At 58.3% G+C, this 25,175-nt stretch carries 20 protein-coding genes; 5 read left to right on the top strand and 15 right to left on the bottom strand.

Translation table 11 applies throughout. The features are described from left to right. Nucleotides 1-242: 242 nt before the first annotated feature. From M0D67_RS30505 to M0D67_RS30475, 7 genes are all read right to left on the bottom strand, one after another. Nucleotides 243-638 (bottom strand): DUF6527 family protein, encoded by a 396-nt coding sequence (locus M0D67_RS30505; protein ID WP_266240819.1) that lies wholly within the window; start codon nt 636-638, stop codon nt 243-245. Then, nucleotides 635-1,810 (bottom strand): ThiF family adenylyltransferase, encoded by a 1,176-nt coding sequence (locus M0D67_RS30500; RefSeq protein ID WP_266240818.1) that lies wholly within the window; start codon nt 1,808-1,810, stop codon nt 635-637. The genes M0D67_RS30505 and M0D67_RS30500 overlap by 4 nt, the downstream gene beginning before the upstream one ends. Next, nucleotides 1,785-2,069, bottom strand: coding sequence for a multiubiquitin domain-containing protein (locus tag M0D67_RS30495; RefSeq protein WP_266240817.1), 285 nt, complete (start codon nt 2,067-2,069; stop codon nt 1,785-1,787). The genes M0D67_RS30500 and M0D67_RS30495 overlap by 26 nt, the downstream gene beginning before the upstream one ends. Nucleotides 2,070-2,193: 124 nt before the next feature. Then, on the bottom strand, nt 2,194-2,745 hold the full coding sequence (locus M0D67_RS30490; RefSeq protein WP_266240816.1) for a helix-turn-helix domain-containing protein: 552 nt from the start codon (nt 2,743-2,745) through the stop codon (nt 2,194-2,196). Nucleotides 2,746-2,772: 27 nt separating this feature from the next. Beyond that, nucleotides 2,773-3,873 (bottom strand): hypothetical protein, encoded by a 1,101-nt coding sequence (locus M0D67_RS30485; protein ID WP_266240815.1) that lies wholly within the window; start codon nt 3,871-3,873, stop codon nt 2,773-2,775. Nucleotides 3,874-4,015: 142 nt separating this feature from the next. Next, entirely contained in the window at nt 4,016-4,636 is a 621-nt protein-coding gene (locus M0D67_RS30480) for a DUF2971 domain-containing protein (protein WP_266240814.1), read from the bottom strand. A gap of 529 nt (nt 4,637-5,165) precedes the next feature. After that, the gene (locus M0D67_RS30475) at nt 5,166-5,975 is read right to left on the bottom strand and encodes a hypothetical protein (RefSeq protein ID WP_266240813.1); all 810 of its coding nucleotides are present in this window, start codon (nt 5,973-5,975) and stop codon (nt 5,166-5,168) included. Between the two features lie 76 nt (nt 5,976-6,051). On the opposite strand from M0D67_RS30475, the gene M0D67_RS30470 reads away from it, so the two are divergent. Further along, on the top strand, nt 6,052-7,590 hold the full coding sequence (locus M0D67_RS30470; protein WP_266240812.1) for a hypothetical protein: 1,539 nt from the start codon (nt 6,052-6,054) through the stop codon (nt 7,588-7,590). 249 nt (nt 7,591-7,839) lie between these two features. Here the strand turns inward: M0D67_RS30470 and M0D67_RS30465 are convergent, their stop codons facing one another. Genes M0D67_RS30465 through imuA form a run of 4 tightly spaced genes read right to left on the bottom strand, consistent with a single transcriptional unit; the run spans nt 7,840 to nt 14,087 of the window. Further along, nucleotides 7,840-8,799 carry an SOS response-associated peptidase family protein gene (locus M0D67_RS30465; protein ID WP_266240811.1) on the bottom strand — a complete coding sequence of 320 codons (960 nt, stop codon included), beginning with the start codon at nt 8,797-8,799 and terminating at the stop codon, nt 7,840-7,842. 46 nt (nt 8,800-8,845) lie between these two features. After that, nucleotides 8,846-11,989 (bottom strand): error-prone DNA polymerase, encoded by a 3,144-nt coding sequence (locus M0D67_RS30460; protein ID WP_266240810.1) that lies wholly within the window; start codon nt 11,987-11,989, stop codon nt 8,846-8,848. 6 nt (nt 11,990-11,995) lie between these two features. Beyond that, entirely contained in the window at nt 11,996-13,465 is a 1,470-nt protein-coding gene (locus M0D67_RS30455; RefSeq protein ID WP_266240809.1) for a DNA polymerase Y family protein, read from the bottom strand. After that, nucleotides 13,386-14,087 carry a translesion DNA synthesis-associated protein ImuA gene (gene imuA / locus M0D67_RS30450; protein ID WP_266240808.1) on the bottom strand — a complete coding sequence of 234 codons (702 nt, stop codon included), beginning with the start codon at nt 14,085-14,087 and terminating at the stop codon, nt 13,386-13,388. The genes M0D67_RS30455 and imuA overlap by 80 nt, the downstream gene beginning before the upstream one ends. A gap of 450 nt (nt 14,088-14,537) precedes the next feature. Between imuA and M0D67_RS30445 the strand changes: the two genes are divergently transcribed. Together M0D67_RS30445 and M0D67_RS30440 are read left to right on the top strand one after the other, a co-directional pair. Then, nucleotides 14,538-15,743 (top strand): hypothetical protein, encoded by a 1,206-nt coding sequence (locus M0D67_RS30445; protein ID WP_266240807.1) that lies wholly within the window; start codon nt 14,538-14,540, stop codon nt 15,741-15,743. Nucleotides 15,744-16,258: 515 nt separating this feature from the next. Continuing rightward, nucleotides 16,259-16,840 (top strand): hypothetical protein, encoded by a 582-nt coding sequence (locus M0D67_RS30440; protein ID WP_266240806.1) that lies wholly within the window; start codon nt 16,259-16,261, stop codon nt 16,838-16,840. 10 nt (nt 16,841-16,850) lie between these two features. Here the strand turns inward: M0D67_RS30440 and M0D67_RS30435 are convergent, their stop codons facing one another. The 4 genes from M0D67_RS30435 to M0D67_RS30420 form a co-directional block, all read right to left on the bottom strand. Beyond that, a complete protein-coding gene (locus M0D67_RS30435) occupies nt 16,851-18,500 on the bottom strand; it encodes a hypothetical protein (RefSeq protein WP_266240805.1) in 1,650 nt (549 codons plus the stop codon). Between the two features lie 331 nt (nt 18,501-18,831). Beyond that, the gene (locus M0D67_RS30430; RefSeq protein WP_266240804.1) at nt 18,832-18,966 is read right to left on the bottom strand and encodes a hypothetical protein; all 135 of its coding nucleotides are present in this window, start codon (nt 18,964-18,966) and stop codon (nt 18,832-18,834) included. Nucleotides 18,967-20,674: 1,708 nt separating this feature from the next. Further along, nucleotides 20,675-22,063 (bottom strand): ATP-binding protein, encoded by a 1,389-nt coding sequence (locus M0D67_RS30425; protein WP_266240803.1) that lies wholly within the window; start codon nt 22,061-22,063, stop codon nt 20,675-20,677. A gap of 119 nt (nt 22,064-22,182) precedes the next feature. After that, nucleotides 22,183-22,767, bottom strand: coding sequence for a recombinase family protein (locus M0D67_RS30420; protein WP_266240802.1), 585 nt, complete (start codon nt 22,765-22,767; stop codon nt 22,183-22,185). Between the two features lie 578 nt (nt 22,768-23,345). Here M0D67_RS30420 and M0D67_RS30415 point away from each other — a divergent pair. Together M0D67_RS30415 and M0D67_RS30410 are read left to right on the top strand one after the other, a co-directional pair. Further along, nucleotides 23,346-24,275 carry a tripartite tricarboxylate transporter substrate binding protein gene (locus M0D67_RS30415; RefSeq protein ID WP_266240801.1) on the top strand — a complete coding sequence of 310 codons (930 nt, stop codon included), beginning with the start codon at nt 23,346-23,348 and terminating at the stop codon, nt 24,273-24,275. Next, the gene (locus tag M0D67_RS30410; protein WP_266240800.1) at nt 24,272-25,171 is read left to right on the top strand and encodes a 3-keto-5-aminohexanoate cleavage protein; all 900 of its coding nucleotides are present in this window, start codon (nt 24,272-24,274) and stop codon (nt 25,169-25,171) included. Before M0D67_RS30415 ends, M0D67_RS30410 begins: the two co-directional genes overlap by 4 nt. Nucleotides 25,172-25,175 lie beyond the last annotated feature (4 nt).

Raw genomic sequence — 25,175 nt, 5'->3', positions numbered from 1 at the left:
ACGTGTCCACGATGGCCCGCTTTCCGAAGCAGGCATTACGCCTTCGGGGCGGCGGATCAGCGACATTCGAAACGCCCGCCTCGGCGCCTAGCGTACGAAAGAGTCCGAATGTCGCTGATCGACCCCGTCGCAGACTGTCACAGAAATACTGCGAACGTCTGTTGAGCGTAAGAAGGCGGTCAGCCCTGTATTTCCGGTCATTTCGCGCAGGTAATTCCGGATGGGCTAACGTCGCCTTCATCTCATTTGAACCAGCGTTTGAACGCATCTGCCAGCCGGGCGACCAGGCTTTTACTAGGTGCATGCCGCTTGACATCAATGCGGTCTCGCCGCTGTACAGCAGCAATCTGCCGATGATTAAGTTGCCCCGCCCAGTGAACCTGATTGCGGATAATCAGGTAATGGGAGCGGCAGGGGTAGCCCCAGTTTCCAACAGATGGCGATAGCGAGACGCTGGCGCCATGATCAGCCAGGCTCCACTTCGCCGGATTCAGCGGCGTAACCACCTTCAATCCGCAACCACAACAACAGAGATGAGAAGCGGTTCGAAATCGTTCTGAAATGTACAATATCCCCGGCTTCAGTTGCTCGGGGATGTACTCCACATACTCGTGCCTCACGTTAAGCAGGCGGGTCATGCGGCACCCTCTTCATCGTTCGCCATTTCATTCGCAGCGATGGAGTAGCTAAACGATTTCGCCCGCGACGAGTCGCGATAGATTCGATAGAGTTTTTTCCACTGAAGGACCGCCAACGCCGCGTTTAGCGCGTTCAGCTCCGCAATCTGAATGTTCGTGGAATACTCGTTTTCCGGCAGATCCCCGTCTGAATAGTCGATCCGCCCGAGTACCGCCGTTTCTGCGCCTGGCACGAAACACGTTACACGCATGAGGCCGCTCAGACTGTCCTGCGCACGCAGTATACCCATCCCCATGTCGACGAAAGGGATCCCCCACTCAACCAAGGATTTGACGATCGCCTTTTTGGCCGTGCCGCGGTCAAGGCACAGGAACACGAAATCCATCTCTCGGAGTGCGGCCGTCTCACCATCCGCGAACACTGCACGGACATGAATTCCTCGGCGCATCTTGCTGTAGATCTCCGCCAGGTAGTTGACCTTTAGAGGCTTGGACTGCAACTCTTCAATTGAGGCTGCGCCCGGGGAGCGGAAGGCATTGTGTTGGGAGAAAACGTCGCGGTCGAACAGATGAATTTCCTTGACGCACGACTTCGCGACGAGATCCAGCACGTATGACCCTGTTCCACCGAGACCAACGATGGCGATTTTCTGGCTGGAAAGCCGCTCGTTGAGCGCGCCAATGCCGACCCGACTGGTTGCCGTATCGAGGTATCGGAACACCGACTCGTCTTCCTCGGCGGCGATGACTGGAAATGTGTTGGCCGTTACAGTCGGATCGATCACCTGGGCCTCACCGGTGATGCGCCCGATATAGGTCGTCATTTTGTGATGGTAGTCCCGATAGGCAGCCTTCGCGGAGAAGGTGAAGTCAGCCCGTATATCGTTGCCGAGATCCTGGCCTTGGCTCGGATTGGTGATAGCCGCAATGATGCGGCCATCGTGGTGGCATGGGTGCTCACCAGTCCACATTGCCACGTGGCTGGTGGGCCGCGCAGTCTGATCACCATTCAACTCCAGTGTCGAGATCAGAATCCCGCGCTTAATTTCACGGGCCGAACTGACATAGGGGACATCCTTGATCAGCAGATATCCACCCCGGACTTCGAGGTCATACCCTTCATTCCGGAGATGCTGCAGGTCTGGGCTACGAGCGATTAGTAGGCGTGACATCGAATTCCATCCCCTCTTTCACTTGAACAGATTGCCCCTCGACCAAGCTCCCCTTCGAGCCGGACTGGCCGCGCGAGTATTGAACGGTGAACTGGACGCCATCGCCGGTCGGCGGGCTGTCGAAGGCCAACGCGACGATTTCGTCGAAGGTCAGGCGTTCCTTCTGGACCACCTTCGGCGTACCGTTGATATAGATCGTGACCTGATTGTCCGGATGAAGGGGCGCAGAATCAGCATGCGCTTGATCACTGGTGCTCATTGGAATAACTCCTATCACATAATCTGGTTAAATTATCCTGTTTAACGAGGGCCGGGCCAACGCTTAGCAGGAACAATTGCAGTATATGCTAGATGTTCTGGTTAAAGCAAGCTGTTTAACGAGATTATTTCATGGCCGAGTAGCGGTACTCGATGCCGCCGGAGTCGGCTACGTCTTCAGTGCGACGGATGAAGCCTTGCGAAACAAGGTTCTTCAGGCGAGTGCTGGCGTTGGGCACTGACAGCCCGAGGTCGCTAGCGACCTGAGAGGCCAAGACTGCCCCCTTGGAGAGAACATACTCAACAAGGTCTCGTGTGGACTTGTTCAGTTCGGGTCCAATGATCTCGAAGTCGCCGTCGTTCCAGATAACCAACGGCTGGTCCTTGGCCTGCGCAGCATAGCTCCAGTTGTCGATCAGATCCCGGTTGGATAGATCAGTTAGATAGAAGCCTTTCTCGCCTCTAAGCTGCTTCGCTACCGAGATGACACTTTCGCGCGGAAATGACGCATCCGTAGCTTCGATGCCATCAAGGGAGATACCGAACACCTCGGTCCCTGGCCTTTGCTCAACCAAGTCCAGCAGCTTCCGGAAGACCTCTTTTCCTTCGCTGTTGCCGAAGGGATGGGTATTCTTCGTCAGGTCTCGCAGCCTCACGACGACAGATTTCTGATTCATTCTGTTAATTTAACCAGACTTATCAACTCAGTCAAGGAGGAAATCGAAGCAGATGTGAGTGCCTGCAATCCTGACCAAGCCCAGGCGGTGGGAAAACCGTATGTCGTCTCCAACGTGCTCGATCTTCAACTCAAAAGTCTCTTGTCGCACGGAGACGAGCGCATTGTATTTGTTTGCACACTGACCAGATCGCCTGAGCCCAAGGCCTCGACCCGATGCGTCGACTTGACTGATGCCCCCTTGCGAAAACACTTCCTGAAGCAGCGCAACACGGGGATCAATCGACGACTTGGCGATCTTGCGGGCCACAACCGGAAATCGGTCTTTCAAGATGGGCATCAGCGTTCCAATGATCCCTCGTCCACCATCGGAAATCACTGTCTGTATGTGCCGCCTTTTGCCGCCGGCATAGTACTGAAGGCCGGCAAATCCAGCAGACGTTGCTCCGGAATGCTCTGTAACATTGCCATAGAGTTCCGCTATCACCGTGTGGGCTGCTACGTCGTATTGATCCCCGGCGCATGCCACGAAGCTCTTTCTCAGAAGACCCGGAATGTCGTCATCGGGATCTTCGTGATCAATTGCTCTCAGTTCAACAACGGCGTCGCTGTTGCCCTCGTAAGCAACTGCTGCCGAAACCCGGGGGCGTTTGGGCAAGATCTTTACGTCTTTTCGCACGAGGTCAATGAAACCTATGCGATTCAAGTAACTCAGCGTCGACCGCGACGCGCTGAAATCTAGCGAAACGACTTTGCCCAAAGACGCCAATTGGTTGCAAATCGCAAGCAGGCGGGCCAAGGCCTCAAGCAAAATCTTGCAGTCCTCGCCAACAACAAATGTGACGCGACCAGTAGTTGACGAGTCAAGTAGTGAACCAGCCGCCAGTAGCGCGTTCTCGAACGATTCAGCGTCAAGCCAGCAGTGGTTCCCGAGGTCAATGCGTAACGCTGCTAACGACCATGTGTACGTTTCCGGATCTTGAACAAAAATGTCTTTATGAGCGTGCAGGATCCGGTTGACTTCTGGTGTGTCCGTTCGAAGCTGAGCAGCGATTGCCTTGGCTTTCTGACCAGGCTTCTGCTCAAGGATGGCTTGTATTTTTCCGTGCATTTGTTCTGTACCGAGCATCGTCACGTACAGTGTAAATACTCAGACTAGATATTGGGAGACTACCTTCGGGCGTGATCGCCGTATCCGGCCGCGCCGAAGAACCACAACTAGTCGTTCGACCGCGCTGCGTTCGCCGGTTCACTTACGTTGACCATCCTGTTCAGCCTAGCGTCCCGGCCGCCAGGCCCGCGATGACCACGCGCTTGCGTTTCTGCTCCACGATCCTGAAGTCGTTAAACGCGAGGCGCGCCTTGCGGATTTCCACGCCGTGTCCCATCGCGCCGACCCACGTAGCCACCTCCTGTTGCGTGGCCGTGCAGCGCACGCCAATGATGACCTCACGCAGCATCAGCGATGGACCGAAGTCCGAATAATAGAGACCGTCCTTGCCCCTGTCCGTTAGGTCACTCATGACCCGGTGCTCGTTTTCATAACGCCACGCCTCGAACTTTGTGAGGAGCATGGCCTTGATCATCTCGGGCGTAACCCCGGCATTGTGTTTGGAAGGATCAATATCGAACTTGAGGCGGGTAGGCTCGTAGCTCACTCGCATCACCAGGTCGTCCGGCACGTCGAACCCGAGACAAAGGCCGTAGTGCTTCTCACCGTAGTGCGCCCACATGACCGGACTGCTCCAGTCCGTCGAGAAGCAGATCACGCCGCGCTGCTTGGAGAGGTGTTCCCGAAGAACATCTGCCACGATGCGGTGCTTCCTGCTCGGGAGGACGTGTGGCAATAGCTCGAACGGGTCGTTCAGATCGTCAAAAAGGGAGATCTTCACACGGCGCTCCTCGATTATCTTCCTCGCCCACTTTTCCGCAGTCAGATAATAGAGTCGCATTAGCATCGAGCACGAATCCCAAATGGAGAGGGGCATTGTATCGAAGTTGATTCAGTCAGACTGACTCAATTGTGTCTCGAGTCGCGGCTGACTTATAGTGACTGGCGCGGCGGTGGGGCGCTGCGATGCGTCGGCGCCCTGATCTGTGGTATGTTTTTTGGAGTGTGTCGTGAGGACCGAGATAACCCACGCCTCTGCAGTCCTTCGACCCGTTTAAGTAACTCAGTCAGCATCGGCGCCGGTCCGCTGTCACGCCAATATGAGACATTCGTACGCAGTGTTGCGGTCACCAGCATGTGTTCGTCCCATGCCGCAGGATAGAGCGATCTGGTAGTTGGTTGGACTCATAACCCGAAGTCACAGGTTCAAATCCTGTCCCCGCAACTATCGATAGGTGGCGCCGTTTAAACTCGGACACGGCTTCAGAGGCTTTATACACCAAAGCTATTGGCATTTCCGCTGCCGCCTGTTATCGACGCTCGATCCCAAACTTCGCCAGTTCGGTTTCCAGCCACGCTTCGTCGCAATCGGGTCCGAGATCAAACGAGATGATGCCGCCTTCTGCGAGTGCGGCGGGAAAGTCAATCGCCATATGAAGACTATGCGGCAAGTCCTGCATGACTTGAGCACCTATGGCCAGCTTGCCCATACCGATCGCACTTAACGTGATGCGTAGTTCGTGCTCCGCACGGAAACGCTTCTCCTTGGTGTAGCTGTATAGAATCGGATTAGGCAGGTATTCGGCATTGAGGCGATGTTCATCCCAATCCACGTAGTCAACGATACCGTAATTAATCGAGAAAATCTGCCGGCACACCACACCCTCCCAGTCGAGCTTCGCACCTGGTGCCAACTGGGCGTTGAGATGCTGGCGCAACCATGCGAAATCGAAGACCACCGCAACGCGACCGTGCCTGCCACCTGAGCCATAGGTTTGCCAGAGATGTTCGTCGTTCTCCAGCACGAAGGAGCAGGCATAAGTCCGGGCACGACACTGGTCATAGTAGTGCGCCGCCGTGAAATCCGGCGTCCTCTCGAACCCGACGACTGCGTTGACCTCCCGGTCAGCGGGCAGTTGCGCACCATCATGCGAGTCGGCCGTGTCGAAATCACGGTAACGATCGACGCGATTGAAGTGCAGGTAGGACCCGGCAATCGGACTGACCAGGTGCTCGGTCTGCATTACCTTGTAAAGCCGCTGACCGTCCGCCGGTTGTCGAAGAAGCGCTGCATGCGGCTCGATAAGGCCTTCCGGTGCAGGCATTGCATCTGCTGTCATGGACGCTCCTGATTGTCTCTCTAGCATGGCTTGTATGATAGGAGGCTATCACCAATTTCGGGGTCGTTCTCGCACGATGAAGATCTACGATCTGTACAAGCCATTCAGGAATCAACTCCGAAAAATGGCGTTACGGCCAGCGTTGGAGTGCATATGGCAATGCCAGTTGCACGTGGATGTATCGGGGATGCTAAAACTTCGGACGAGAGCGGGCGGCCCAGTCTTCGAGATCCATGTGTGGGAGCTTCATCTTCTGTCCCGTGAAATATTGCTGCACGCGGCAGGCGACGAAAATACACTCGCTACGCCGCAGGGTCTCTTTCAGATGATCAACCACATTCGGCGGATCAGTGAAGGGATTTCGGAGCGCATGATCAGCTCTGGTGACGACGCGATGCGCGCGTTGCATACGTTGATCCACCAGCAGGCTCGCTGGCAATATCCGCAAGACGAGGCCCGTATGTTCCGAGCCTTTCATATCTACAGCGACCCCGAGTTGGCGCCTATCTTTGAGCGGGTAACGGATCTCTCAGTGAGAGAGATATTTTTTCTAGCGATGGGCATCGCTGGCGCGGGGAAGAAAAAGGTGGTTACCAGCACGGCACAGGATTACTCGGCGTTCGGCGTAACCGACGAGGCGCGCGACAAATTCTTCAAGATGGCTGGTACAACGCTGACAGAGATTCGTCGAAATATCGAAGTATTGCAGCGCGACGATGAGGGCTGGGCATTCACATGGAACCCGATGGAAGCCACTCCCCTGATCAACCTGGACGATCATCAGACACCTATCCACTGGCATCCCTTCCCTGAATTTCTGCTTCGGCGCGTTACCGAAGGACTCTTCTATGATCTCGGCAAGGGGAAAAGCCAACTCGGGATCGAGTTTGGCAATGAATACGGACGAGCTTTCGAGCGTTACGTACTGCGTGTCCTATTTGAGATCTTCGATTTGGAGCGGTTTTCCGTCACGGGCGAGCAGCCTTACGAAGTTTCCGGAAATATGCGACATGGCGTGGATGCGATCGTAAGCGACACCACGGGAAACATATTTATCGAGTCCAAGACGCGCCGGATGAAGCAAGGTGCCAAGGAAACGGCGGAGGGATCAACGCTTGAGATATCGCTCGACGAGCTTGCTGAAGCAGTCGTCCAGTTATACGAAAACATCGATGATGCGATCAATGGGCTCTCGAAATGGACCCCCAACGGGCGACCTATTTATCCCTTCGTCGTAACCTACGAGGACTGGTATTTGTTCGCTCCACAGGTATTCGATCTCCTCAACGAGTGCGTGAGGCGGCGGCTCGAAGAAGCTCAACTTCCCTCAAACCTAACTGAGACGATGCCGTTTTTCGTCACGTCTATTGGCGAGTTTGAAATGGCCGGCCAGGATATTGCCCGTCTGGGTGTCGAGCGTTTCTGCGGCGCCGGCATGCTCAGTGAGCATCGACATTTTAAACTCAGTATGCTGGCACAGACAGCCTTCCCGGACGAAAACATCATCCGCAGACGTTTGCTCGAAAACAGTTGGAACGAGATTTTCCCCGAGATGCAAGCCTGGGCTGGCATGGCTGGGCAGACGGAGGGTTGGTGGACTGCACCCGCAGGCTAGATTGGATAACAGGTGTGTTGGGTCTCGCTCCCACCCGCTTTGTTTCAGGCAGTCGCAAGTTCGAAAGTGAGATCGCGAACGAAATGGTGAGCGTCCGTTTACTGAACGAAGCCGCCATCTGAACGGCCGGACCATTGGTCCGGACGAATGACGCTTGATGGCCGCACTGGGACTTTCGTTATTGGGCGACGGTCCGACCTACTTAAGTGCACCGAGGCTTGGCCCGATGTCGTTCACGACTCGCGCTGCTCAGGCCGCCATCCGATGTTCGTAGTACGGCCTATGGCGGTCGTCCAGAATCGCGTACTGTGCCGCGAGATTGTTGGGGTCGGGGCAAAGCCAAGCGTCGATATTCTCCGGCTTGATCGGGATGATGCAGCGGTCATGGCCTGCAGCGGCAATCTCCGGCGGCGGCTCATCGGTGATCGCAGCAAAGGAGAGCAGATCAGGCTCGCCGGGGCTTTGCCAGTGCGACCACAGGCAGGCGATAAGCATGTCCTTAGCGGGCTTTGGCTTGAACTCCAAGACCACGTTTTCCTCCAGTTCGCCTTCAGCGAGCTCGCGCCCTTCAAGGCGATGTCGTTTCACGTTTTCATAGAATGCATTCGCGACGATAAGTCCGTGCGAATACCCAAAAACGCCCTTCCAGAAGCCTTCGAGGTTGTCAAGCCTGGCATTGTAGAGTCCGGGATATTTCTTGTCGTAGAACGCAGGCTTGCCAGCCGGGCGACAGTGATATCGCATCGGCTTGATGACGCGCTTGCCGTTTTCCATGACCATCACCGGAGCATAGTTACCGGGGAAAATTCGCGAATCGCGGTCTTTCAGTTCGGTGCGCCGGAGATCGTCGAGTCCGCGCAGCGTCGACTCGATCTTGCTGGTTGCGATCCGTTTGCTTTCGGTGGCCGCCTTCGTCGTTTTGTCCTGAAGGGTGCGTTCCGCGTCGGCGAGTCGCGCGCGCTGTTTGAACAGTTCCTGTTCCAGCCTGGTTGCCTGCTCGCTGTTGAACCGGTCGATCGCCTCCCTGATCCGACGTTCCTCGTCGGTCTGGGGAGCCGAGAACGCGGCGTCCATCGCCTTCGGAAGCTTGACGTTGCTGCCCTCGGCGCGTTCCCAGTACAGCTGCGCGAACTCCCGGATGCTCATGTGCGCGCCAAACATCCTGACGTACTTGCGGTAGTCCGCCTGGATCTGGGCTGAATAGCACACGGTGGCTCTCCTTGAAGGAAGGTGCGCGAATATGGTACGCCGGTTCTCAATGGAAGTTTCGTGTCGACGTGACGAGCGAGCCGAGCAGACGGGAGGCATCGACCAGTCGATGCGCGACGAGATGACGAACCTCACCCTCCCGCTGCCAGACGCCGTACACGGCAAGCAGTGATGAGCCGAGCGCTTCGCGCCGCTGCTTTTCCAGCAGCGACGGCCAGATGATGACGTTGACCTGCCCGGTCTCGTCTTCCAGGGTGACGAACATCACCCCCTTGGCCGTGCCGGGACGCTGCCGGACTGTCACTATGCCGCAGGCACGCGCGAGTTGCCCGTTCCGGAAGCCCGCCAGTGTCGACGCCGGCAGCCATCGCTGGGCGAGCAGGCGAGGGCGCAGCAGTTCCAGCGGGTGCCTGCCGAGCGTCAGACCCAGTGTCCGGTAATCGCTCACGATCTGCTGGCCCTCCGTCATCGGCGCGAGGACCGGCGTCACGTCGTCATCGGTGGCCCCGCGCAGCAGATCCCGGTCGGGTACCGCAGCCACCGCCTGCCAGAGTGCGGCGCGCCGGTCGCCGGCCAGCGAGCGCAAAGTGTCGGCCGCTGCGAGCGCCTGCAGATCCTTGCGATCGAGCTGTGCGCGTCGCGCCAGATCGGAGACATCGGCGAAGGGCCGCACGGCACGCGCGAGCTCGATGCGTGCAGCGGCTTCTTCCTTCAGGCCGCGCACCAGCGACATGCCGAGGCGCACCGGCGCGTGCGTCGAGTCGCCCTCGACCGTCGAATCCCAGTTGCTGAGCGTCACGTCGACGGGCAGCACTTCCACACCATGGCGCCTGGCATCCTGCACGAGCTGTGACGGTGAATAGAAACCCATCGGCTGGCTGTTGAGCATTGCGACGAGAAACGCGACCGGTTCATGATGCTTCAGCCATGCACTCGCGTAGACGAGCAGGGCGAAGCTCGCTGCGTGACTCTCCGGAAAGCCGTACTCGCCGAAGCCCTGGATCTGCGCAAAGATCGCCTCGGCAAACTCGCGGTCGTAGCCGCGCTCGAGCATCCCGTTCACGATGCGCTCGTAGTAGGCTTCGAGTCCACCCTTGCGGCGCCATGCGGCCATCGCGCGACGCAGCTGGTCGGCCTCGCCGGCGGTGAATCCGGCCGCAAGCATCGCGACCTGCATCACCTGCTCCTGGAAGATCGGCACGCCGAGCGTGCGCGAGAGCGCCTGCTCCATCTGGGGGCTCGGATAGGTGACGGGCTCCTGCCCCTGCCGCCGGCGCAGGTAGGGATGCACCATGCCGCCCTGCACCGGGCCCGGACGTACGATCGCTACCTCGATCACCAGATCGTAAAAGCAGCGCGGCTGCAGGCGGGGCAGCATGCTCATCTGCGCGCGTGACTCGATCTGGAATACGCCGGCCGTATCGGCGCGACAGATCATCTCGTAGGTGTCGGGATCCTCGGCAGGAATGTCCTGCAACTCGAACGGCTCGCCGGACTTTTCTGAAATGATGTCGAGCGCGCGGCGAATGGCTGACAGCATGCCGAGTGCGAGCACGTCGATCTTCAGCAGGCCAAGCGCCTCGATATCGTCCTTGTCCCACTGGATGATCGAGCGGTCGGCCATCGCGGCGTTCTCGATCGGCACCAGCCTCGACAGCTTGCCGCGGCTGATCACGAAGCCACCGCTGTGCTGCGACAGATGTCGTGGAAAGCCCACCAGCAGTGCGGCGAACGTCGCCCACTGCGCGATCAGCGGCGACGCGGGATCGAGCCCGGCTTCGGCGAAGCGGTTCAGCAGATCGCCGCTCGAATCGAACCATTGATGGGCCTTCGCCACGCGGTCGACGATGGCCGGATCCACGCCGAGCGCCTTGCCCGATTCGCGCAGCGCGCTGCGCGGGCGGTATGTCGTAACCGCAGCCGTCAGCGCGGCGCGATCGCGCCCGTACTTGCGGTAGATGTACTGGACGACTTCCTCGCGGCGCTGGTGCTCGAAATCCACGTCGATATCAGGCGGCTCGCCGCGCTCTTTCGAGATGAACCGCTCGAACAGCATCGAGGAGCGCGCGGGATCCACTTCGGTTACACCCAGGGCGAAGCAGACGGCCGAGTTGGCCGCCGACCCGCGCCCCTGGCAAAGGATGCCCTCGCTGCGCGCGAACCGGACGATGTCGTAGACCGTGAGGAAGTATGGCTCGTAGCGCAGATCCCCGATCAGCGCGAGTTCATGCTCGATCTGCCGTTGCACCTGATGGGGGACGCCTTCCGGCCAGCGGCGATGCGCACCAATGTAGGTCTCCTGCCTCAGATAGGTCGTCGGCGTATGGCCGGCCGGCACCAGCTCGTCGGGATATTCATAGCGCAGCTCGTCGAGCGAAAACGTGCACAGGTGCGCGATCCGCAGCGTCTCCTCAAGCATGCGCTGCGGGTACAGGTTGGCGAGTCGCAGGCGCGATCGCAGATGCTGCTCTGCGTTGGGCGCGAGATCATAGCCGCACTCGGCGACCGGTTTGCCAATCCGGATCGCAGTGAGGACATCCTGCAGCGGTTTGCGCGAGCGCACATGCATGACAGGTGCGCCGGTCGCCACGACGGGAATGCCGTGGCGCGCAGCGACGTGTTCGACGGTACCTCGGTGAATATCATCCATTGCCCGGGCATGCAGCGTGAGGGCGATCCACGCGCGATCGCCGAAGGTCTGGGCGAACCACTCGACCTGCGTATCCAGCCTCTCTTCATCGGCCGGGTAGTCCGGTGACAGGATCGCGACGCAGTCCGGCAGTCCCCGCAGGTGCCCGAAGGGCTTCTCAGGGTGCGCGAGATCCAGGGGGGCAATCCGGTAGCTGCCCTTGTGTGCGCGCATGCGGCCGAGCGTGATCAGCTCGGACAGGTTGCCATAGCCTTCGCGTGTCATCGCCAGCGCGGTGAATGACAGGGCCGGCGAGCCGTCGGCGTTGGTCAGGTGGAAGTGCGACCCGACGATGAAAGGCAGCCCGGCCTTCTTCGCCTCGACGTGGGCACGAACAACGCCGGCCAGCGAGCATTCATCCGTGATGGCCAGTGCGGCATACCCGAGCTGTGCGGCACGTACAGCGACTTCTTCGGCGTGGGATGCGCCGTGCAGAAAGGAGAAGTTGGACGCGCACTGCAGCTCCGCATAGTCGGGCAGTGCGCCGTAGGTCGGCGCCATGGACGATCACCCGAACAGGCCGTGCAGGAACCAGCGCGGCTCGCGATCGTCGCGCGCGCCCGTGCGTTCACGGAACACCCAGTAGTGCACCGCATCGCCGGATTCGGCGACAAAGTAGTCCCGCGTCACCAGGTGTCCGTCCTGCCAGCCGCCCTCGATACGTTCGGCCGGCGACACCATACGCAGCGGGGTGCCGTAGAACGGACGGTGGCCGCGCATGATGAGCTGCACCGGACTGTCGAGCAGCCACGCCGGCCGCGGAAGGCTGGACGGTGGCGGCATGGACCTGACGGTCTCACCGATGGGTATCCAGCGCGCGGCGACCTCGGGGCGGTGATCGGGGACGGGCGCCGCCCGGGTGACATTCTGGGCGCCGAGCCGGGCGACGAGCAGTTCCATCAGGCGTGCATGATCCTGTGGCGAACCGCCAGGCTCAGGAAACAGCGATTCGCTGGGTGCGTCCGCTTCGCGCACGTCCTTCGCGTCGAGACGAACGGCGATGACCGGCGCGGCCAGCTCGACGCGGCCCAGCCGTTCTTTCAGAAGACGCACGAGGTGGTCCTCGCGCGAGGTCGGTTCCGCGAGGGCAACTTCGATTGCCGTCGGCGGCACCGCCGCGCGGCCGCGCTCATGCTCGAGCTCAAGTACAAACCGCGCGATCGCCAGCTGTCGCGCCGACAGCCAGCCGGTCATCTGCAGGATCAGCCGCCGCGCCGCGAACAGCACGGCTTCCGCATGCTCGATCCGGTCGGGCAGCTCGAGCCGCGCGCTGAAGGCGGGGGGCAACTCCAGCCATTCGTACACTTCCGGCGCCGCGCCCGTCGCGCGATCGAGCGCATCCAGCAGCGCCGTGCCGCAGCGCTTCTTGAGGCCTGCGCGAGGCAGGCGCCGGACGTCGTCCACCGTTTCGCATCCCAGGCCGTCGAACCATTCAGCGTAGGGGCGCGCCGGCGGCAGGGCAGATAACGGCACGCGACGCAGTGCGCGGTCGACGGATCGCAACGTGAGGGCAATGCCACCCGAGGACCGGGCGAAGAGCCACGCGGCCTGCCCTGTTGGCGCAACAGCAAGCGTTGCCGTTACGCCGAACGCGATCACCGTTTCGCGCGCGAGTCGGCGCAGCGGGCGAATACCGCCAAAGAGCCGCAGGCTCGCCGAGACGTCGGCAAGTACGATGGCTTCTTCAGCCAGCACCACGTGGGGGGTGAAATGCAGCAGGGCGAACGCCACGCCACGAACCAGCTCTGCTTCACGGGTGAGATCACGCTCCCGGATGACCGCGTCGGGCGCGAGCGTCAGCACACCACCGCGGCGCATGCCGGCCACGATCCCGGCGGAATGCGCCGCGCGGTCGAGCGCGACAACGCGGTCCTTTTCCAGCACGACGAATCCGGCCTCATGGCGTGGCGTCGACCAGCGCGGGAGAAACGACTCGAGGGCGAGGTGCGGCAGATGTACGCCGATCCAGAGTTGCATATCGGCTCAACAGGGCAGGTGAAGGTACGAGAGGAACGAAAACGGGTTCGTCGCGCTGCGGTCCGCGGCGCTTGACGAACGTCACTTCAATACCGCCCCTGGCGGCTCGCAGCGCGAGCCGCAGCGGCGCTGGCGACGTCGCGTGGGCGGCCGCGAGTGGGCGAAACAGGAACAGCAGCGTGTCCGAGGCCTGCGCGGCCAGATGCAGGCGCCGGAGCGCCTCCTGCCGCACTTCGGCCTGCCAGAAGAGCAGGGCGCCGCAGGTGCCGGCACGCAGGATCTGCTCGGCGGCCCACAGCGCGTCTGCCGTACGTGGTGCGCGCAACACGCAGGCCTGTGCTGCGGGAACGCCCAGCCACGCCAGTCCGGCGGGTTGCAGCCGGTGCGGCGGCTGCAGCAGGAGCAAGGGGCGGGATCCGACGGTCGCCAGTGCGGGCTGCAGCAGACGCAGCTCCCCGCAGCCGGGCTGCGGTGTGAGCAGTTCGGTGAGCGCGCCCGCGGGCCAGCCGCCGCCCGGCAGTTCGGCGGCCAGCGTGGCGTGGCCGCACGACACCACCCGATCGAAGCCGGCGGCCAGCTGCGAAGCGCGCCACAGGGTTATTCCCCCCAAGGCGGGATACATAGTTGAGTCGAGTAGAGCGTCTATCGAACGTGCGCGTTCGTCCGGAGGAGGTGTCTGCGTGTAAAGGGTGGCAGCGGGGATCATCGGAATCGCTCACGTAGATACTGTATAAATATACAGTGATTCTAGCGCAAGAATCCTAGGTTGCCAGCGGAAAGTCAACGAAGCCGACTCCGAGTTAGAGTCGGGCCCGCCTAGTTTTCCCAAAGTCGGAGATCGACCCATTACTGCAGTTACACCCCCGAACGGACGAACGACTGCTTCTGAGTTCCAGGCGACGCCAGGTCCTTGCTGAGTCTTGAGTTAACGCAGTAGATGGGGCCTCCTGTCTCGGCTAACCTCTTTGCATACACGTAAGACTGCCGTTCACCCTCCGACACCGGCACAGGAAAATGTGGGGTGCCTGCGGAGGTTCACCCTGAAGCAGGGGCGGGCTAGGGAGCCGATGCCGTGAGATTGCAGAAAATGACTGAAACCAGATATCCTGAAACAGCAGAGTTCACGGATTTTGTTTTTGTGAAGGCTTGCTGGGCGCAGTTCGTTTCGGTTCCCCTGGCTCGCGCTGGGTCGACTTACCTGGCTTGGGGGGAAATGGGTATGGCTAGCAACCAACTGGAACATCCATACAAACGTATCTTGATTGGATCGTCGCTTGTGGTGGCGCTCCTGCTGATTTTTTGTACAGCGACGGTCGAATTTCTGCCGGAGAAAAGCGACGCTATCGGATTGTCGTTCAAGGCGACAAAGGCACTTCTCAACGCGGTGTCAGCCGTTACAAGTTCTATCCTAGCCGCCATGCTCGCTACACTTGCTATCAATTGGTACAGCGATCTTCGACGTCAGGAAACCAAGGCGAAATTTATGCGGTTTTTTTCGATTTCGGTCGGTGGCGAAGTGATCATCGTCTTGCCGAAATTTAAGGTCGAGGTTGCGGAGCAAAATGACGAAGACCGCGGAGCCAATGAATTATGCTTAAAAGAGCTGACGGAGGTGGACCGTGCCTGCGTGTCTTGGAACGATCTTATAGCGGCCCGTCATATATCAGCCATGTTTGCAGAATATGGAACCTCCGTTCCAAAAATATATTTTGACGACGATGTATGGAAAACTTTTTACGATAAGACATATTTTGACGATAGGGGAAATGACGATATCCGAAAATGCACGTCATTTATTGTGATAGGACTATTTTCTAATGCAATCGTGACAGAACTCAGCCGGTCACTCGAGGCGAATAGGTCGTTTAAAATCTCGAGCCGAGAAGAGGCAAAAAACAGCGAGAGGTGGGTGGAAATCGCGCCAATGCAGCGTGAGTCGCCTGAGTCGCTCCATGCGTGGTATCAGGAGACGGCCAATACGCAGTCAAAATCCGGAAACTTTGGACTACTTTCGCGAGTATCTATGCCCGGTGATCGTAGAGTACTCATAGTCGGCGGAGGTAGGGCACGCTCCACACGTAAAATGGCATCTTATTTGCGTAGACATTGGATAAAGCTTCACGATCTATCAGAACCAGAACGGAACCAACCCTTGCAGGACAAGTTCTTTTCTATCGGATTTATCGTGCCTCCAAAGTTTGAGGGAAAGGAGAATTTGGGTGGGCATAGAAGAAAAGAAAAAGTCGATCCGATTCGCGGAGCAACGTATTATTCTTAGAGAACGATATCGATCTCTTCTGGGAGATTTGGTAACACAGTATCGTTAAAAGATAAAACGACGGCTGTTTCTGATCCCCCGATATTTCCATTTTTTGCCAGTGACGGCTGCGGAACAAAGATTAAACCCACGGACCAAATTTCCTACAAGGGGCGGCAACGGAAATCGGCCATCCCCGAAGGCGCGCACTCCGATCCCGCGCAAAGGTGGCCCGTGCAACGAGCGCGTAGGCCGAAAGTTAGGCAATGCTATTTGTGCCGCGAACGTCTGCTGCCCAGTGCGGACTCGCTGTCGACTGCGCCGCACCTCATAGACCTTCGCATTGATACGCCGTCGAGCAGAGCCAATCTCGCGCGTTGCCGTCGCCGCCTCGATGTCCTCTTCATCTGTTCCTTGTGGGTCGATCCGGTGCTCCAGCGCCACGGCAGTGGGCGAACCGGGATTGAACGCCGTGGGCATTCTTGGTAGCGTATGGTGACTCGCGGGACGCAAGTGCCGCCCGGGGAGGCATCGCCATGCTACGTCCAAGTCAGTTCCGCCCGCTTATAGCAGTAGTTGCGCACGGCTGTTTAGCGTTGACCGTCCTGCTTGGAACTTCTGTAGAGGCTCAGTGCATCAACCAGCAAACGCCAAGTTGCGGCGTGTACAAGCAGTGTTTTGCCAAGTACTGTCCATGCTCCGGAGACAAGGACGAGTACTTTGAATCCTACGGCCTCAAGTACTGCCAGCGCTTCCTGAACAACACCAACTTAACGGCAGAAGGAAAGCGATGGCGCGATAAAACGCTAGTGTGTCTTCAAGAGGCCATCGTTCCTAAGTTGGACATTTCCGCCAACCCTTCTTGCAACTGTGAAGAGATGAAGGGCTATGCGTTCAAAGTCCACGTAACCTGCTACACGCAGCCCGGCAGTTCGATTTGCGCATTACCAATCGCAGACCTAAACGAGATGAGGAAAACCATCGATGTGGCGGACGCCTTTGCGTCGGAAGGTTGGTTGCAGATGAAGGAGGTGGCGAACATTTGTGTCGACAGCGCGCCGGACGATGGGCGGCGCGCTCTTTGGATCGGAATTCGCGCCGTCCTCTCGGCCAGATAGAAATTGCTGCTTAAAGGGCACTGCTTTGTAGCGGACAATCACCACCGTAGGGAGGGCCGACTGTATTCTGGGTGAACATGCCGTTCTTGGCCTGAATCCCGATTCCATAAACCGAGGCAAGTAGGTTCTGGCGCTGGATAGTCATTTCTGAAAGGTTATTGATTGTTATTGTACCTGTGGCAATCGAGACATCTGGCGTGAATATTACATTATCCACTTGGGCCACTATTCTCGATGTGCCGTCAGCACCCACAGCGCTCATAGCGAAAGCCTGGAAGGCCGTTACCATTTGCATAGGAGCGTTTGGTTCGGGCCCAAACCGCGAAAGTATCGCTGTCGGAAGAGATACGTATTCAGTGAGCCGCGCCCGTCCGCGAACGACGACTGCCGCGTTCGTGAGTACGTTCAGCTTGACCTTGTGATCAGCTGTGTCATAACGCTTATACGAGCAATCGAGCTTTACTGTATCGGCTGTGACGATATCGTCCGCGAATAGAGCACTTAGCTCTGCGGGCATTACGTAATCGCATTTGTCATAAATGGCGCACGCTTCAATGCCATTGACGAGCTCAGTGCGTTGCGACCTGAGTGAAATTAAATATTTTGAGTAATAATTTTTATAAATGTCTGGAAAAGAGCTCTTATACCCATCAATTTTATCTAGGGCATAATCGAGCCGCGAGAGTCGAAGATAGTACGTGTTCAATGCATCCAGTTTCGAGGTGTCGGAGAGTTTGTTTTTGACGCCGAATGCCGTGTTGGAGATGAGGAGATACTCGACAGGCGCCGAGTTTTCCTTGGTGAAACTAGCCCCAATCGTACTAATCGCAGCAAGGATTTGATCAATTTTTGTGGGGTCACTCGTTATCGCAAGCTTTGTCGCGTCCGAAATCCCCGCTCCCCCTCTGGATTCGAACGAAACCTTCAATGTACCCATCCTGGCTGCGGCCTCGATGAGGCTATTCCATCGCGTAGAGAAATCTGCGTTTCCTGACACGGTAGCCGCATTGATGGTACCGCTGCCACTAACGCTTGTCTTGTACATGCCTTCGAAGGCTTGCTTCGACGAGGATGTAATGTCGGATAGGGTAATTACGATTGCCACAAGCGCATCGCGATGCTCTGCAACCACTGTGTGAGTTCCACATCGTTGGCGAAATTCGTCAAACTTTCCTTCCGTGATCAGTTCCGCAAGATCCGCTTTGAGGGGGTAGTTGCGAAGGCCCCTTCTACCATAATCACTGGCCGCTTTGATAACGATTGCAGCGGTCCGACTTTCGTCCTTTGCAAAGGAGTCGTATTTCAGATGCAGGTCGAGACTTCCGCCCGCTTTCAGAGCGGCAATACTAACATCCGCTTTTGACTTGTAATCAACTTCAAGCCCTAACGTCCTAGCTAGTGACTTGTAATCGGAAACCAGTTCAATAGAGGCCGAAGTTGATACCGCTCCGTCTGAATCAAGCCACTTTAAGTCCGTATCAACAAAATTAAGGCAACTGAACCTCTGCTGATTGATAAGATCAACGTCAATCCCCGATCCAATTGTGGTCGGAGAACTGTGGCTCCACGGAACGGATAAGGTTCGAAAATCGTCAGATCCTCGGGCATTGACAGTAAGTCCAATCGCGCAAACGACAGCGGCAAGAAGTTTGGCGTTCATTTAGTGGCCCCCTTGCTTTCGTCCACATATCCCCAAACCCAAGTGCCCTTGCGCCCTGCATGTCCGTCTCGGCCGTAGATCCCGGCAGGCCCAGGCTGACCGTCGCGGCCAGTATGCCCAGGTGTCCCTGCTCCGCCGCAACTGCCTGCCCCATTCCACTGCACGGGACCCCAGTTCTTCCCGGCTCCGCCGCAACCTGCGACACCGCCGTTTCCACCCCCCCCTCCGGCACCAGGCGCACCGCCAATTCCTGGCTCTCCGCCTCGACCACCCTCGTTGGCCATTGTCCAGTCGGCAGGAGGATTGCCCGGCTTTGAGGGATCTTTGACAATCAACAGCATCGAGATGTCGCCGCCATCGCCGCCATCGCCGCCGTCACCGCCACGACCGCCATTTCCGCCGTTGCCGCCATCACCTCCATTTCCGCCATCGCCACCACTGCTGGCGGAGTGGACTTCGTTGGCATTTCCCCCATCTCCGCCGGCTCCGCCATTCCCACCTTTCCCGCCGAATCGACCTTGACCGCCACGCTTGCCTGTGCCGCCGTCGCCGCCAGGACTACTAATGGTAACGACGGTTCCCCCGTCGTACGTTCCGGCCTTGAGTGTCACTGTCGCGCCGTTTGTCCCGCGGCGACCGGCGGCGGCATCTGCACCGACTATGCCGTCAGTTCCGCGTCCGCCCGCACCACCGTTTTCGCCGCGGTCGCTACCCCAATCACCTTTGGGATCTGTCTCAGCGTTGCGCCCCTTGCCACCGTTGGAGCCGTTCCCACCATCCGGAGCAATAATAGTGTCGTAAATGCGAGGATCGATCACGCCGTCCGCCCCTTTGGTAGCTCGCGTGGTCTCTATGGTGACGTACCCACTGATGGACGTCTCCGCTCGGATGAACAGAGCAGCCTTCGTGACAATCTTCGAGTCTTTGCTGAACTGGAGCTTGTCGCATCTGATGGAAATCTCTGGCGGAGAAGATGCCGTATCGGAATCGGCCGGATGTCGCAGTTCTATTTGGCCTTGAACCAAAATTAGGGCGACGTTATTCTTGGAACAATCGTAAGACGAGAGCACGTAGGGAGAGCCTTCAGGCCCCCAAGTGATAATGGCTTGTGGCGCTTGGGCGAGGGCGGATGCCGAGATAAGTGACCCACTAAGGCTTGCGAGGGCCGCAATTGCTGATAGCCTGCCTATCGTCTTCATGTCTCGCTCCGGGACGCAGTTGACGCACAAATTCCGCAAGAGCCTCGTGCACAGTTATCCTCTTGGACGTATACCTCCTAACCACGCCTCTGGAAGTCGATTTCGCCTACTGTCCGCTCTCATGGCATGCCACGGCATCGTACGGTCGGCGGCAACATTGCCCAAGATGTCCTCGCTCGTTCACGGGAACCGAGGCTGCAATCTGGAATGGCACTCCCGCTGACCTTGTTCTTTTTGATTGCTCGTGCCGGCTTAGCCATAGCAAAGCCACGACAGGGAAGTGCAGTAGTCTGTCTGAGGAAACCGTCAGACGGATCATGGGATTCCGCTGCACACGTGACTGTGCGCTACCTAACACTTTCTGTTGCAGATTGCCCATGACGTACGGCTGCCACGCGGGGCTGACACGAGGGACGCACAACGTCAACTTATCGCTGTTCGAGGTCCGTGCCGGTTCGAGCAAGACGTGGCATAGCACGCCCGCCACTCATGCCGCCGCACCCTGAGTTCGCTTGTGGCCGCGCAGGAGCCGTTGATGCGCCGACGTTGAAGGTCTAAAAGTGGCCGCACTCAGCCGATTTGGTGACTTCTTCGAGGCCTAGCTACCCTGTCAAGAACACGGTCCAGTAGCGAAGCTCACCGGTGCGCACCCAGAACGATGTATTTCGATGTAGTGATACGTCGAAATACAAACCTACACGAAAGTCTTGCCGCACGAGGCTTTTGCACGTGCAAGCCACAAACTATGCATCGTCAGGGTATAGGTCCACAGCGCGGGGTGAATGTCTTCGGGGTGACGCGGTAGGGCGCTCATGGGGCAAGACAACTGTATAGATATACAGTGTCTAGTGTAGCGCTTATCCCGGAAAAATGTAAAAGGGGCGGTCCGGCGGCCACGGCCGGTTACCGGTCAGCCGTTCCACGCGGTCCGAGCAAGCGAGTGCAGTATCAGATTTCTGCGCTTCCGGTGACAGTTCAGACTGTGTCGACAGGATTGTTCCGGAGCGCCTCGCCAAGCACGCTTCTTAAACTATCGACCCGCACGGGTTTCATCAAGAAATGATGAAGGCTAGCGGTCGCTGATGCCATAGCCGTCTCCGGCACCATGGCGCTGACCCATATGATTGGCGTAAGCTGATTGGGTCCCGGCCTCGCGCGAAGCCTCCGTGCAAGCTCAGGTCCATCCATGCCGGGCATCTGGACATCAAGCAGAAGGACATCGTGGCGAATCTGGGCAAGATTACTCAAAGCCTCATTGCCATCGGCAGCAACGCTGCATTCATAGTCCAGCATCACAAGTAAATCACGGATACCCTCACGAGCGAATTCCTGATCGTCTACGATCATGGCGCGGAGCCGCTTGCCGCCGGTGGTCATCGGAGGGCTACGGTATGGTGTGCTGAGTGTTGGCCCGGCGGGCATGACAGGGAGCGACGCGACAAACGCAGTGCCTCGCCCGACTTCGCTACTTACTCTGATCTCTCCACCCATCAGGTCGACTAGACCCTTGACGATCGCGAGACCCATACCGACACCCTCCTGACGGGCTGCGCCATCAGGCTTGATCTGTGTAAAAGCCTTGAATATGTCCTCAATGCTATCGGCGGGAATACCGACGCCACTGTCGCTGACGCTCACATTTAGGATCGCGCGGCCCCGAGTCGAACTCGATGTCATTGCAACGTCGACAATTCCTTCGTGCGTGTATTTGATGGCATTGGAAATCAGATTAACGATAATTTGGCGCAGGCGTGCCGCATCCGCGATGTACTCGTCTGCGTCAATGTCGACACCAACTGTCAGCTCAAGCCCCTTGCCGGTGGCCAGTGGCAGCATGTCATCGCAGACACTGTAGAGAACTTCGGCCGCATCAAACGTTGCCGGACGAAGCGCCAGTTTTCCCGAATCAAGTCGAGCGTAGTCGGTCAGGTCACGCATCTGTGACTCCAGCTGTCTGGCGGCTCGATCAAGACGGTTCATTACCCGTGCAACCGCCTCATCCTTGTTACTGGCTACCAGCAGTTCTATAGATGACGTGATGGACTGAAGCGGGGTCCGCAACTCATGTCCCACAGCGCCCAGAAAGGCGTTTTTTGCGTTGATGGATTCGGCTGCCGCGTGGTTCGCCCGCTGCTCTGCCGCAAGCGCCGCGGCCTGTTGTGCGACAAACGCGCGGCGTCTCCTGTCGTAGACGAAGACGAGCACACCCATTATTGACGCGAGCACGGATACACCCACGCTGGCGATAAAAATGTTTCGTCGTTTGCGGACGAAGTCCGCGTAGATGCTATCGCGATTCGCGACTTCGAGATCCCCGATTTCGAATGCCAGTTGTCTACTGTCCGCCTTCATGTTTTCGAACAACGGTATAGGGGTCCTCTCAGAATTCGGAAAAAATCGTACGCTAAGCTGCTTGCAGGGGCGTAGCTGTGATCTTCGGCGATAAATGGCGGGAAAATTTCAGCGCTATTTGACGCATAACGTCAGACCGGCTCTGCCTTTCGCCTTACTCGCATGATGGATTGCCGCGTTGTGGCGTAATCGCGCGCGAGCTGAGAGACGGATTCGCCCGCTGCCAAACGCTGCATGACTTCGGCCTGCTGCATAGCCGTCAATGCCGGAGGGCGTCCCATCACCGTTCCTTCTGCACGGGCGCGCGCGATCCCGGCGTGAGTACGTTCGATTAGCAAGTCACGCTCGAACTCTGCAACCGCGATGAGAACGCTCATGGTCATCTTCCCGGCGGCACTTGTTAGGTCCACGCCTCCAAGAGCGAGACAATGGACGCGAACGTCATCAATCGCGAGGCGCTCCACCGTCGAGCGTACGTCCATCGCATTACGGCCGAGGCGATCAAGCTTCGTGACAATGAGCACATCGCCTGGTTCAAGTCGATCCAGCAGACGAGCGAATTGTGGACGCTCGCTGGCCGTGACGCTGCCGCTAATGTTTTCGGTGACGATGCGTCGCTTATCTACCGCAAAGCCAGCCGCCGCTATTTCGCGTACTTGGTTTTCGGTGTTTTGATCTGCGGTGCTGACGCGGGCATAAATGAAATTTCGCGACATCCGGCTCTCTAAGGTGTACGAAACCGACGTACGATTATTGAATGCCGTACGATACTACGAAACACTTACTTTCGTACATATGTGACAAGGGATGTACCGAATCGATCGGTTTCGTACATGTTCACGGGACCGAATTCGGCCACGAAGAGACAATCGTCCGGTGCCACCGAATGGCCGGTCGTGGCGCCACTACAGCCATTTAGAGCGCGATAGCCGATGCCTCTATCGCCGTGTTCGCCCCGCTGCGTCTTGGCGAGTCCCGATAAGTCGAGGTCAGGCATCTAAACCCGTGTTTTCGAGGCTGGTGCGAGCAGCAGCCAGCACGGCCTTTCGCGAAATCCGTTCCTCCTTGACCGGGGCTTCTGGCAGATTTTTCATTCGGAGATCTTGCCCCATCGCGTTATCGCGACAGAACCCGACCGGGCGATCTATTTGGTGGAGAAGTTCGCTCTTTCGAAGTCGGACGTGGATCGCTTGCGCCTCTGCCTGCGCTGTGTTATAACAGACAACATGCAACGGAAAAGGGAATCCAAATGCGTGATCGTGTACTGAATCGAAGGCGTCTCATCCAGCTCGGTGTGCTCGGTGTGCTCGGGCCAATGCTCCCGAGCTATGCGCAAGACCGCGCGACGCTCCTGCGCATCATTGTCCCGTTCAACGCGGGCTCGGGCGCGGATGCGGCGGCGCGTGCGCTCGGCAATGCGTTGACCGAGGCGGCTGGGCTGACGGTCATCGTCGAGAACAGGGCCGGTGGTGCGACCGTGATCGGGTCGCAGGAAGTTGCACGCGCGGCAGCAGACGGCAACACCATCCTATACACAACGGGTGGCCACACCACTAACGCCGTACTCATGAAGAAGCTGCCGTACGACTCGCTCAACGGCTTCACGCCCCTAGCGATGCTCACGCGCACGCCAGGTTGGGTGCTCGTCGTGGGGCCCAACTCGCGGTTCAAGACGCTCAAGCAGTTCTTGGACGCAGCGAAGAAGGATCCGGGGAAGCTGACTTTCGGATCGTCGGGTGTTGGCGGCAGCAGCCACGTCATGGGATCTCTGTTCTGCAAGGCAGCCAACATCGACCTCACGCACGTCCCTTACAAGGGAACGCCTTTCACCGACCTTTTTGCTGGGGTCATCGACTCGTCCTTCCAAGGATCAGGCACCGTCATGCAGTACCTGAAGGACGGTCGGTTGCGCGCACTGGGAATTTCTTCGGCAAAGAGAGTCGCTCAGTTGCCGGACGTCCCCACTTTTGGCGAGTTCGGTATCAATGCAGATCTGCCTGCCTGGAGCGGCATTTTCGGGCCACCGAATCTGCCACCGGCGGTTGTGCAGCGGTTGTCAGAGAGCTTGCACAAGGCGCAACAGGTCCCAAGTTACGTGAAGTTCGTGACCGACAACGGAAGCGAAGTCGTCAACATGGGTCCGCAGCAGTTCCGCACCTACGTCGCCGAGGAGATCGCGCAGTACAGACGTACGCTTCCACCTCTCGGAATTCACATCGAATGAGCTCGGCTGCCAAGAAGACGATTCTCACGGTTGCGGTCACTGGCAACATCACGAAGCTCGAGCAGCATCCGGGCTTGCCGTGTACGCCCCGGCAGATTGCGAAGGAGGTAGTTGCCTCCGCTCGCGCTGGCGCAGCCATTGCACACATCCACGTGCGGCACCCGGATGGGCGCCCAAGCATGGAAGTCGAGCACTACCGTGAGGTGATGGATCGTGTGCGTGACTCTGGATGCGACATCATCATCAACCTGACCACTGGTCCAGGGCAGCGCTACGTGCCAGGTCTTGAAGACCCGGCGATAGCTGGCCCGGGAACAACGCTGATGCTGCCGGAGCGTCGCGTGGAGCACATCCTCGAGTTGCGTCCCGAGGTCTGCACACTCGATCTCAACACCATGTGGTCAGGGGATTCCGCTGTGATCAACGCGCCCGCGAGCGTGGCACGCATGGCGGAGCTCATCCGTTCCGTGGGAACGCGAGCAGAGCTTGAGCTCTTCGACAGCGGCGACATTCACCTGGCCAGCTCCCTCATCCGGTCCGGGGCGATTCCCGAGGACTGCATGGTGCAGATCGTGCTGGGCAGTCGGTGGGGCTTTGATTCGAGCGCACGGACTCTGCTGTATGCACTTGGCATGCTCCCGACGAACGTTGCGTGGGCAGCTTTCGGTATTGGCCGGCACTCGTTCCCGATCGTTGCCCAGTCGTTCCTTCTGGGAGGGCACGTGCGCGTGGGCATGGAAGACAACATCTACGTGGCCAAGGGTGAGTTGACGCGTGGCAATGAAGAACTGGTGGAGAAGGCCGCGCGGATAGTACGTGAGCTCGGCGGACAACTGGCTTCGCCGGACGAAGCGCGAGAAATCATTGGCTTGGGCGTAGTGAGCACGGCCAACTAAATGG

Origin of the sequence: Paraburkholderia sp. SECH4, assembly GCF_030511745.1 — a bacterium.
In the GTDB taxonomy this organism is placed as follows: domain Bacteria; phylum Pseudomonadota; class Gammaproteobacteria; order Burkholderiales; family Burkholderiaceae; genus Paraburkholderia; species Paraburkholderia madseniana.
The sequence above is the reverse complement of the archived record's forward strand: the minus strand, read 5'-3'. Positions and strand labels throughout refer to the sequence as shown.

Coding starts and splice junctions, on each gene's coding strand:
- M0D67_RS30495 (WP_266240817.1), bottom strand. CDS start 2,069: ATGAGCACCAGTGATCAAGCGCATGCTGATTCTGCGCCCCTTCATCCG.
- M0D67_RS30475 (WP_266240813.1), bottom strand. CDS start 5,975: ATGACAGCAGATGCAATGCCTGCACCGGAAGGCCTTATCGAGCCGCAT.
- M0D67_RS30455 (WP_266240809.1), bottom strand. CDS start 13,465: ATGCAACTCTGGATCGGCGTACATCTGCCGCACCTCGCCCTCGAGTCG.
- M0D67_RS30490 (WP_266240816.1), bottom strand. CDS start 2,745: ATGAATCAGAAATCTGTCGTCGTGAGGCTGCGAGACCTGACGAAGAAT.
- M0D67_RS30460 (WP_266240810.1), bottom strand. CDS start 11,989: ATGGCGCCGACCTACGGCGCACTGCCCGACTATGCGGAGCTGCAGTGC.
- M0D67_RS30435 (WP_266240805.1), bottom strand. CDS start 18,500: ATGAACGCCAAACTTCTTGCCGCTGTCGTTTGCGCGATTGGACTTACT.
- M0D67_RS30440 (WP_266240806.1), top strand. CDS start 16,259: ATGCTACGTCCAAGTCAGTTCCGCCCGCTTATAGCAGTAGTTGCGCAC.
- M0D67_RS30485 (WP_266240815.1), bottom strand. CDS start 3,873: ATGCTCGGTACAGAACAAATGCACGGAAAAATACAAGCCATCCTTGAG.
- M0D67_RS30410 (WP_266240800.1), top strand. CDS start 24,272: ATGAGCTCGGCTGCCAAGAAGACGATTCTCACGGTTGCGGTCACTGGC.
- M0D67_RS30420 (WP_266240802.1), bottom strand. CDS start 22,767: ATGTCGCGAAATTTCATTTATGCCCGCGTCAGCACCGCAGATCAAAAC.
- imuA (WP_266240808.1), bottom strand. CDS start 14,087: ATGTATCCCGCCTTGGGGGGAATAACCCTGTGGCGCGCTTCGCAGCTG.
- M0D67_RS30505 (WP_266240819.1), bottom strand. CDS start 638: ATGACCCGCCTGCTTAACGTGAGGCACGAGTATGTGGAGTACATCCCC.
- M0D67_RS30500 (WP_266240818.1), bottom strand. CDS start 1,810: ATGTCACGCCTACTAATCGCTCGTAGCCCAGACCTGCAGCATCTCCGG.
- M0D67_RS30430 (WP_266240804.1), bottom strand. CDS start 18,966: ATGCCAACGAAGTCCACTCCGCCAGCAGTGGTGGCGATGGCGGAAATG.
- M0D67_RS30470 (WP_266240812.1), top strand. CDS start 6,052: ATGAAGATCTACGATCTGTACAAGCCATTCAGGAATCAACTCCGAAAA.